The sequence below is a fragment of the Arthrobacter sp. Y3225116 genome (assembly GCF_059091245.1).
Genome location: NZ_JBNHGL010000454.1, coordinates 1 through 1,130, shown reverse-complemented (window position 1 = coordinate 1,130; position 1,130 = coordinate 1). Strand labels below are relative to the sequence as shown.

Below are 1,130 nucleotides of genomic sequence, written 5' to 3'. Positions count from 1 at the left end.
TTCGCCGCCTTTTCCGTGGCGCGCATAAAGCGGTCCATGAAACGCCCATTTCCAGCCATCTGAATCACCTTCTTGCTCAGAAGAATCCGTGGGCTTCGGCCTCGCGCTCCCGTTCTTCGCGCACCTGGGCCCGCATGCGCTGCTGGGGGTGCTGGGCGGAGCGGCGATCATCATCGCCGTCGTCCTGCTGATCGCCGCCCTCAGCCTGCGCCACGACGCCGGGCAGCCCGCCGCCGGCTGAGTCCCGCCCGCAGGTGTGGCCGGCGCCACTGGCGCCTGCGCGGCAACTTCTACGACCGGTAGACTGGATGCAGGCTTTACCCGTCAGCAGGAGGAAATCATCGTGGGCAAGAACGCGTCTGGCCGTCCGGACGAAGGACGGATGTCCGTCAAGGGCCCGCTGATCTTCTCGGCGGTACTGGCCGTGATCGCCGGCGCCCTGACCATGGTCTTCGCCACCGGCGGGTCCGGAAACCTGCTGCGCTGGGACCTCGGCGTGACGGCTGCCGGCATCGCCTTCATCGCCTCGCTGCTGATTGTGGCGGTGCTGACCATGTCCACCAAGGAGAACCCGAGCCACCTCAGCGAGGGCTCCGGGATCCATCGGGTCTCCTCGAAGATCCCCGGCGGCGCGGGCACCGTTCCGGCCCCGGGCACGCCGCAGAGCCGGGCCCAGGTGGAAGAACAGCAGGCAGCGGAGGCCGCCGCACACCCCGACCAGGGCACCAACCGCCTTTCGGGCAATGACGACGACGGCGACCCGCGCCGCTGATGCCTGGCGCCGGCCCGGCCGGGCCCGACAAGCAAGGCAACATGGCCTCCGGCCAGCCTTCCCCGCACCTGCCCGACCCGGCGCATTCCGGCGAGGCCGCGGCGGCCGGCGGCGGACAACCGCCCGAGGCCAAGACCACGGTGGCCGCCGAGCTGTGGTACCGGTCGGACCCCCTGCTCTTCGGCGAGGACCTCCAGGCGCGGTTGGCGGAGGAATTCCCCGGCGCCTCCTTTTCCGACGGCGTGGCCCTGCTGCCGCACGCCGCACACTCCTTCGACATTAACGGCGCCTCCGGCGTGAAAACCATCCGGCTGAGCACCGGCGTGGCCGTTCCCCGCGGGCCGCTGTCGGCGGCCGA

Annotated in this window: 3 protein-coding genes; all 3 read left to right on the top strand. The window is 70.6% G+C overall.

Annotated elements, in window-relative coordinates; all coding sequences use genetic code 11:
* The first annotated feature begins 88 nt into the window (after positions 1–88).
* Positions 89–241 (top strand): hypothetical protein, encoded by a 153-nt coding sequence (locus tag AC5RV2_RS18250; RefSeq protein WP_494093501.1) that lies wholly within the window; start codon positions 89–91, stop codon positions 239–241.
* 102 nt (positions 242–343) lie between these two features.
* Complete coding sequence (locus AC5RV2_RS18245; protein ID WP_494093500.1) at positions 344–772, top strand: hypothetical protein; 429 nt, start codon at positions 344–346, stop codon at positions 770–772.
* A gap of 41 nt (positions 773–813) precedes the next feature.
* On the top strand, positions 814–1,130 hold a 317-nt coding region (locus AC5RV2_RS18240; protein ID WP_494093499.1), incomplete at its 3' end, for a hypothetical protein.